This is a genomic window from Chitinophaga pinensis, from assembly GCF_007896845.1.
Classification (GTDB): Bacteria; Bacteroidota; Bacteroidia; order Chitinophagales; family Chitinophagaceae; genus Chitinophaga; species Chitinophaga pinensis_C.
Genome location: NZ_VOHS01000009.1, coordinates 197131 through 203655, shown reverse-complemented (window position 1 = coordinate 203655; position 6525 = coordinate 197131). Strand labels below are relative to the sequence as shown.

General features: G+C 44.7%; 10 protein-coding genes, 1 tRNA gene and 1 pseudogene. 3 read left to right on the top strand and 9 right to left on the bottom strand.

The annotated features are described in order from the left end of the window. From FEF09_RS32895 to FEF09_RS12060, 9 genes and pseudogenes are all read right to left on the bottom strand, one after another. Positions 1-201, bottom strand: a 201-nt coding sequence (locus FEF09_RS32895) for a hypothetical protein (RefSeq protein WP_261387437.1), incomplete at its 3' end; no start/stop codon positions are given. A gap of 76 nt (positions 202-277) precedes the next feature. Next, a pseudogene (locus FEF09_RS32890) lies at positions 278-577 on the bottom strand (cbb3-type cytochrome c oxidase subunit I); the annotation flags it as partial. Beyond that, positions 549-914: a cbb3-type cytochrome c oxidase subunit I gene (locus FEF09_RS32885; RefSeq protein WP_261387434.1), complete on the bottom strand. Its 366-nt coding sequence runs from the start codon at positions 912-914 to the stop codon at positions 549-551. The pseudogene FEF09_RS32890 and the gene FEF09_RS32885, both read right to left, overlap by 29 nt. Before the next feature lie 259 nt (positions 915-1173). Continuing rightward, positions 1174-1560 (bottom strand): hypothetical protein, encoded by a 387-nt coding sequence (locus FEF09_RS32880; protein ID WP_261387433.1) that lies wholly within the window; start codon positions 1558-1560, stop codon positions 1174-1176. Then, positions 1560-1844, bottom strand: a complete 285-nt coding sequence (locus tag FEF09_RS32875) for a hypothetical protein (RefSeq protein WP_186774307.1) — start codon at positions 1842-1844, stop codon at positions 1560-1562. The genes FEF09_RS32880 and FEF09_RS32875 overlap by 1 nt, the downstream gene beginning before the upstream one ends. A 173-nt stretch (positions 1845-2017) precedes the next feature. After that, positions 2018-2344: a DUF3817 domain-containing protein gene (locus FEF09_RS12075; protein ID WP_146305345.1), complete on the bottom strand. Its 327-nt coding sequence runs from the start codon at positions 2342-2344 to the stop codon at positions 2018-2020. A gap of 9 nt (positions 2345-2353) precedes the next feature. Then, complete coding sequence (locus FEF09_RS32870; RefSeq protein WP_261387432.1) at positions 2354-2644, bottom strand: hypothetical protein; 291 nt, start codon at positions 2642-2644, stop codon at positions 2354-2356. Positions 2645-2939: 295 nt separating this feature from the next. Further along, positions 2940-3989: a GlxA family transcriptional regulator gene (locus FEF09_RS12065; RefSeq protein WP_146305343.1), complete on the bottom strand. Its 1050-nt coding sequence runs from the start codon at positions 3987-3989 to the stop codon at positions 2940-2942. Between the two features lie 144 nt (positions 3990-4133). Further along, positions 4134-4207 (bottom strand) — tRNA-Arg (locus FEF09_RS12060). Positions 4208-4351: 144 nt separating this feature from the next. Here FEF09_RS12060 and FEF09_RS12055 point away from each other — a divergent pair. From FEF09_RS12055 to FEF09_RS12045, 3 genes are all read left to right on the top strand, one after another. Then, positions 4352-4825 carry a 23S rRNA (pseudouridine(1915)-N(3))-methyltransferase RlmH gene (locus FEF09_RS12055; protein ID WP_012791405.1) on the top strand — a complete coding sequence of 158 codons (474 nt, stop codon included), beginning with the start codon at positions 4352-4354 and terminating at the stop codon, positions 4823-4825. A gap of 46 nt (positions 4826-4871) precedes the next feature. Beyond that, on the top strand, positions 4872-5483 hold the full coding sequence (locus tag FEF09_RS12050) for a rhomboid family intramembrane serine protease (RefSeq protein ID WP_146305342.1): 612 nt from the start codon (positions 4872-4874) through the stop codon (positions 5481-5483). 83 nt (positions 5484-5566) lie between these two features. After that, positions 5567-6421: an STAS domain-containing protein gene (locus FEF09_RS12045; protein WP_146305341.1), complete on the top strand. Its 855-nt coding sequence runs from the start codon at positions 5567-5569 to the stop codon at positions 6419-6421. The last annotated feature ends 104 nt before the right edge of the window (positions 6422-6525 follow it).

Below are 6525 nucleotides of genomic sequence, written 5' to 3'. Positions count from 1 at the left end.
GTTGTAAGCAAATACGATGTGGGCTGTCCACATAAGGCTGCCGCCTATGGCACGCCATAACCAGTACGGCGCCATAAATACCACACTATCTATAAATGGTTTCCCGGACTGCCACATGATCCCTCTGTAAGTAGCGCCGTACATCAATGGGACAGTATAGAATAACAAGCCGATCAGGGCCAGCCAGAAATGAATACCCACGGTGACCTGCGGAGGCTTCTACCGTTAATCTTGGTACAACCGTATAAATAGCCGCCCATAGCAAAAATGTGATAATGCCATACATGGTAATGTGCGAATGCGCTACTGTAAAGTCTGTAAAATGCCATATCAGATTGGTGTAGCGGAATGCCTCTGCGGTACCCTGCATGGAACCGGTAAAGTAAAAGACCAGTCCCACCAGAAAGAAAGGAAGCGTATAACTGCCTGCCAGTTTATGCCATCCATTGCGGAAAGTCATAAAAAAGTTGGTACTCCCCGATGTTACAGGGATCAGCATACCTGCACTGCCGACGATCGCGACTGTCTGTAACCACCACGGGATAGAACTAAATACAAAGTGATGCGTACCGATCACTGTTAGAAAACGATCTGTGACCAGAAGGCGAGATCCCCAGACTATAAGAATAAATAGGACGATTGAGCTGCTGTGGTAGGAAGTAGTACGTAACGCCCAACATAAAAAGCATAAACCACATCCCTACTCCCTGATGCATATAATACCCCTGAATGATCGTCTCTCCAAGCCCGTCCTGCCAGAAGGGTAAATATGCCACCAATACAATGACGATCGCAAATATGACCGCTGAAACAATATACCAGTTAGAGATATAAATTTCTTTGGAAGCTCTTCTGGCAATGGTCTGAAGAAAATTCGCGAGCGTAATACACAGACCTCCAGCAAACAAAGCCATCACGGCCATATGTATTCCCTGTATTCCCCGCCGGCATATTAATGCCCGCCATCAGACAGACCGTTCCCGATACAACAGCAGCGTTGACAAGTATAAGCGTATACCATCCTTTTTTCAGACTGGCAATGGAAGTATTACTTACTCTGGGCACAATATAATAACCTAAGCCCAGCATGGCCAGTGAGGCCCAACCCAGAAGACAGCATTGGTATGTACCGGGCGTAATCTGCCAAAACTCAGCCAGCTTACATGGTCTACATCAGGACTGACGAATTAATTCCGACATATTCCCTACCGTCGTTCCAAACAAAAGCCAGAAGGTTGCAGTACCCAGAAACCAAAGTACCAGTTTTCCGAGTGCAGGATCAACAGGCGGACGTGCTGCAGCATCCTTTTTCCGTGTTATAAAATTGATGTCAGGCGCATTACTGATATCACTCAGCAAACCTTTATTATCATCAGCTGGCTGCGTACCTGCCAGTTCATCGTGACGCAAAGAATAATCAAGTGCTGTTTTACGTTGTGATAATTCATTCAATAGCTCCACATCATTCATCTCTTCCAGATAAGCCGCCAGCTGCCCGGCGTCCTCCCGGTGTACTTTACGACGGTAGTTATCAATGACCCTTTTCAGCTTGAAAACCATCAGCGCAATACAACCAGCACCGGGATCAATATCAATATGATGGTAATCAGGATACCTGTCTGATTCATTAATTTAGTAGGCCTGATATCCTGTGCTTTTACTGACAGACTGCATCCCAGCGCCACCAGTGCCAACATTTTTATTTTGGTACTTTGTTTTACCTGTAGCAATACTGTTAGCTGGTGACGATTCAATTGACGGATATGCGCAACAATACTTTCTTGCTGCGAATGCTGACGTCTCGCCTTACGGAACCTGAGCACGTTCTGCAAACGATACTTCATATACAATGCTAATTGCAATATCACCGCCAGCAGTATTAAACAGCATGTCCATAAGCCGGCTTTGGAATTTGTCGCAAAGAAAGCATTCCCTTTTCCTGCGCCTGTGCAGCATATATTCCGGCTATTAAGACAAATGCTGTCAGCATAATTCGCTTTGACCAATGTTGTTTCATTTATTTATTTTTTGATGCTGCCTCCGCTTCCTTTTTGAGTATATGTTTGTCAACGTAGAATGTTGCGAAAGGAATGAAACAGGAGATTAAAATCCTTAAGGTTGTCTTTGTAAAGCTCCATTGCCGTTCCACCCCGACACTCAGGGTCAGCACAATAAACAAGAGAAACAATATACCATGTACCGGGCCGATGATGCGGACCAACACCGGATCACCGGCCCAATATTTCAGCGGCACAGCAATACCGGCCAATACCAGCAGGGAGATCCCCTCCATATAACTGACAAGCCTGAGACGTCCTAAAGATGTTTTAAAGAAAGATGCCATGACGATTGTTTAAAAGTGAAAGAATCTCAGTAAGGGTCTTTGCGCAAGCGGAGAAAACGGCCATGGAATAGCAATGATCAGGATGACCAATGCCGTCAGAAACCATTTCAATATCGTCTTATACTTTTCCTGATCGCCTGCAATTCTCTTTGCCTTTGCCGATCCGATAGTTATCAGTACAATCGCAAGGATCATCAGCGATATATGGACGTACCTGAAAAAAGTATATTCGGAAAAAGACGCTCCCTGCGCACCGCTGATCTTCATCCTGAGCAGGGGACTTAGTATATAAACCGTCATTCCGATCACCAATTGGATATGGGAAATTGTCATTGTCCAATGACGGATAGCATTAGCCTTTTCAGTAAACAGCTGCCGCTTGCTGATTCCACACCAGGCAGTGTAAACGGCATAGCAAAGACTTCCCAACATCAGCCACCTTAGCAGCGAATGCAGTACTAACAAAACGAAATACATGTATTGAGATTTTATTTTAGAAACAACCTGAAAGGCAATTGTATCCCGCACGCACAGGTAGCTGTGCGTATCAGGCAGGCAGGGCTTGCCAGCAATAAATTATAGCTTAAGTAGTGTATTAAACAGGCAACGCTTCATGGTCTCCGGTATCTTTCAGTGAAGTACGAAACGCACGGCGATAGTCTGAAGGAGTGATAGCAAGTTGTCGCAGAAATATACGCCGCATCGTAATAAGGTTACCAAACCCACATTGCTCAACGATCCTCTCCAGTAGCATATCTGTATCCTCAAGATACACGCGGGCCTTTTCTACCCGGAGTTTTTCTATAAACTTCGCAGGCGGCATACCTGTATGCTTTTGTAATACCCGCGTCAGATTACGAACACTCATGTTGAAGTTTTCAGCGATCTTACTAAGATCTACAGGTTCATGCAGCCGTTCATTCAGCCAGAGCTTCAGCTTTTGTCCGATGTTGTTGTTATCATAAACAGGAAGCAGGTTTCCAAATTGAGCCTGTACCCCCGGCCTTCTCAGGTAAAATACTAATTGCCGTGCTACCCTGACAGCAATCTCTTTCCCATAATCCTCCTCCACAAGCGCCAATGATAAATCTATGCCCGAAGACACACCCGCGGAGGTATACACATGACCATCCTGAATAAAGAATGCATTTCCATGTACGTCTATCGACGGATACTGTGCCTGTAGTTTTTCTGCCACTTCCCAATGCGTCGTCGCCTTCCGACCATCCAGCAGACCAGCTTTTGCCAATGCAAAAGTGCCGGCGCAGACCGATCCTATACGACGGGTATTTTGTTCACTTATACCGGACAACCACTCATAAAATGGCCCGAACTCGCCCGTATTAAGCGCACAATAGTCATCCCCCGCAATGAGTAAGGTATCAATAGGTATTTTTATATCCATTGCGCAGTATTGACAATTGATGGCAATACCGGCGGAAGTGCTTACTTTCTTATCATAGGTAGGCGCTACCACTTTTACCTCATAACCCTCGTTAGCGCCTGTAGCCTGTAAAAACCTGTCTGCGTTGGTAAACACATCCGCGGGCCCGGTAAAATCAAGCAGCATGTGCCTTGTCATCGCAACGATAACTACCAGTTTCTTCTGCCCTGCTGCGTTTCCTTTGTCTTGACTAACTTCCATGGCCACAAAATTAGCTACGGGATCATTTGTCTCAAAGGACATTAATTATACATTTTGGGACATTGGGGAGAGGTGGGAGCTGCTGATATGAAAACTGTGTAAAATAAAAAAGCAGCTTGTATACGCAAGCTGCTTTTGTGTCTGTGACCTCGTCTGGATTCAAACCAGAAACCTTCTGATCCGTAGTCAGATGCTCTATTCAGTTGAGCTACGAAGCCATTCCCGTTGTTGGGATTGCAAAGGTAGGAATATTTTTATAATCACCAAATTTTTGAATATTTTTTTGTTTGATTCATAACAAACAGGTTACGTACATTTACCGCCCGGCTTTTCAGACCGGTAGATGATCAAATATTTGTACGGTGAAAATACAACTCTGGAGTATAGGAAAAGAGAATGACCCATATATAAGGGATGGTATCGCGATCTTTCAAAAGCGATTGCAACACTATGTGGATTTCGAATTAAAGCTGATCCCTACGGTGAAACAGGCCGCCAGTCTCTCTGTGCCCGAACTGAAAAAACAGGAAGGGAAAATGATACTGGATATGCTGCAACCACAGGATTATCTGGTCGCACTGGATGAATATGGGAAAATGCAGACGACCATGCAACTGGCAGACTTTATTCAGCAAAGGGCCAATGCCGCTACGCGCCAGGTGATATTCCTGATCGGTGGCGCCTTCGGACTCGATACCGCCGTACTCGAAAGAGCACAACTTAAATTATCCCTGTCTCCCCTCACCTTCCCTCACCAGCTGGTGAGACTGATCATGACAGAACAACTCTACCGGGCCTATACGGTCATCAACCGGGAGAAATATCATCATCAGTAAAAAATCAGTATAATTACATTCTCATCAATTAAATTACCTGTTTCGAATGGAATTGACACTTAGCATATCAATTATCGTCATCACCTGTATTATCTCATTCACCTCTTTCAATAATGAAAGACGTATGGGAGATCTCAGTATGTGGCCTTATCTGGTAAGAGAAAAGAACCAGTACTATCGTTTTATTACTTCCGGCCTTGTACATGCTGATTTCATGCACCTCGGCTTCAATATGTTTACCTTATATTTCTTTGGTAGCTTTATTGAATACGCATTCGGGCAGATCTTTCAAAGTAAGATTTATTATCTGTTATTTTATGTACTGGCATTGGTGCTCTCAGATATACCCACTTACCTGAAACATAAGAATAATCCACATTATCAGACGATTGGTGCTTCCGGCGCTGTTTCCGCTGTTGTATTTGCAGCCATTCTTTTCAACCCATGGGCGAAGATATATGTATTCGTTATCCCGATGCCAGCTATCGTTTATGGGGTTGTTTATCTCGGCTATACGATTTATATGTCCCGCAGAGAAGGTACTGGTATCAATCACGACGCGCACCTCTGGGGAGCTGTATTCGGTTTGCTATTCCCATTAATTTTTAAACCAGAGATCGGAAAACTGTTCCTGTACCAGCTGCTAAACCACTTTTAAAGCGGCTTCTGCCTTTTCCGGTTTGTTTTTTGCTAAGTGTATGTCGGACAATATGCGCCATCAAAGCAAAACAAGCCACACATATGAAGCTAGACACAGCTAAGATTTTACAGAAAAGGAAAAAGCAGATTCTCGAATTGTGGATGAAGAACCAATTAGTGGATTTTTCTCTACGGGAGGACCTCATGTCGAACGACGAGCTGAGCGTGCAATCTGAGGAACTTGTAGACGTTTTACTACAAGCTTTGAGTAGTTCAACCCTTGAGGATATACAGTCATCGTCTCTGGAGCCTGTCTACGAAGTCCTGGAGGGCATTTCTATTTCCCGTGCTAAACAGGGCTATTCTCCCCGGGAGACCGGTACTTTCGTATTTAGTCTGAAAGATGCCTTATTATCCGTTCTGCAACAGGAGATCAAAAGCGATCCTTCCCAGTTGCTGGAAGAAAGCCTGAAGGTCAGTAAACTGATTGACAGCCTCGGTATTGTAACTTTTGAAACTTTTATTAAAGGAAGAGAAGAAGTGATTTTGCGTCAGACAGACGAAATAACCGAGATCTCTACTCCCGTTATCCGCGTATGGGACGGCATCGTCGCCATGCCAATTATCGGTACCCTTGACAGCTCCCGTACTCAGGTAGTGATGGAAAGCCTGTTACAGGAAATCGTTGACACTTCCAGCAGCATCGCCATTCTGGACATTTCCGGTGTACCCGCAGTGGACTCCCTTGTGGCCCAGCACCTTATCAAAACAGTCAGTGCTACCCGTTTAATGGGAGCAGAATGCATCATCAGCGGTATCCGCCCGGAAATCGCACAGACAGTCGTTCACCTCGGAATTGACCTATCCGGTATTGTCACCAAAGCTACGCTCGCAAGTGCTTTGAGATACGCATTTGGACTCTTGCAACTGGAAGTGAAAAAAGTAGTAGTAAAGTAAAAGTTTCTTATTAATGGATAAAATACCTATCCTTAAAATTGGCATTTCCTCATGGTTGCCATACAGGTAGACCTATATGACAGACTTGCATTGAACCTCGAAGC

Coding starts and splice junctions, on each gene's coding strand:
- FEF09_RS32885 (WP_261387434.1), bottom strand. CDS start 914: ATGGCTTTGTTTGCTGGAGGTCTGTGTATTACGCTCGCGAATTTTCTT.
- FEF09_RS32880 (WP_261387433.1), bottom strand. CDS start 1,560: ATGGTTTTCAAGCTGAAAAGGGTCATTGATAACTACCGTCGTAAAGTA.
- FEF09_RS32875 (WP_186774307.1), bottom strand. CDS start 1,844: ATGAAGTATCGTTTGCAGAACGTGCTCAGGTTCCGTAAGGCGAGACGT.
- FEF09_RS12075 (WP_146305345.1), bottom strand. CDS start 2,344: ATGGCATCTTTCTTTAAAACATCTTTAGGACGTCTCAGGCTTGTCAGT.
- FEF09_RS32870 (WP_261387432.1), bottom strand. CDS start 2,644: ATGACGGTTTATATACTAAGTCCCCTGCTCAGGATGAAGATCAGCGGT.
- FEF09_RS12065 (WP_146305343.1), bottom strand. CDS start 3,989: ATGGAAGTTAGTCAAGACAAAGGAAACGCAGCAGGGCAGAAGAAACTG.
- FEF09_RS12050 (WP_146305342.1), top strand. CDS start 4,872: ATGGAATTGACACTTAGCATATCAATTATCGTCATCACCTGTATTATC.
- FEF09_RS12045 (WP_146305341.1), top strand. CDS start 5,567: ATGAAGCTAGACACAGCTAAGATTTTACAGAAAAGGAAAAAGCAGATT.